The sequence below is a fragment of the Paenibacillus sp. J45TS6 genome, assembly GCF_018403285.1.
Taxonomy (GTDB): Bacteria; Bacillota; Bacilli; order Paenibacillales; family Paenibacillaceae; genus Paenibacillus.
Genome location: NZ_BOSJ01000064.1, coordinates 1 through 516, shown reverse-complemented (window position 1 = coordinate 516; position 516 = coordinate 1). Strand labels below are relative to the sequence as shown.

General features: G+C 52.9%; 5 tRNA genes. All 5 read right to left on the bottom strand.

Going from position 1 to position 516, the window contains the following annotated elements:
- Positions 1–46: 46 nt before the first annotated feature.
- The 5 genes from KJS58_RS24895 to KJS58_RS24875 all read right to left on the bottom strand — a co-directional run bounded on the left by KJS58_RS24895 (position 47) and on the right by KJS58_RS24875 (position 470).
- A tRNA-Thr gene (locus tag KJS58_RS24895) sits at positions 47–122 on the bottom strand.
- 10 nt (positions 123–132) lie between these two features.
- Positions 133–208, bottom strand: a tRNA-Phe gene (locus KJS58_RS24890).
- A gap of 16 nt (positions 209–224) precedes the next feature.
- Positions 225–301 (bottom strand) — tRNA-Asp (locus tag KJS58_RS24885).
- A gap of 11 nt (positions 302–312) precedes the next feature.
- A tRNA-Met gene (locus KJS58_RS24880) sits at positions 313–386 on the bottom strand.
- A gap of 8 nt (positions 387–394) precedes the next feature.
- Positions 395–470: transfer RNA gene (locus KJS58_RS24875), tRNA-Val, on the bottom strand.
- Positions 471–516: the final 46 nt, after the last annotated feature.

Here is a 516-nt window from a genome sequence, read left to right as displayed (position 1 = left end):
TACAGTCTGATGCGTTTGGCCACTTCGCTAATCCTCCATATGAAACTGGTGCCGGCGAGAGGACTTGAACCCCCAACCTACTGATTACAAGTCAGTTGCTCTACCAGTTGAGCTACACCGGCTAATTTTGAATGGTGGCTCGGGACGGAATCGAACCGCCGACACGAGGATTTTCAGTCCTCTGCTCTACCGACTGAGCTACCGAGCCTTATTCATAATAAAAATGGCGGAACTGACGGGATTCGAACCCGCGATCTCCTGCGTGACAGGCAGGCATGTTAGGCCTCTACACCACAGTTCCAAGTAATTCAATTGCGGGGGCAGGATTTGAACCTGCGACCTTCGGGTTATGAGCCCGACGAGCTACCGAGCTGCTCCACCCCGCGATATTATATGGTGGAGATTGAGGGGATCGAACCCCCGACCCTCTGCTTGTAAGGCAGATGCTCTCCCAGCTGAGCTAAATCTCCATATAAAGTGACCCGTAGGGGATTCGAACCCCTGTTACCTCCGTGA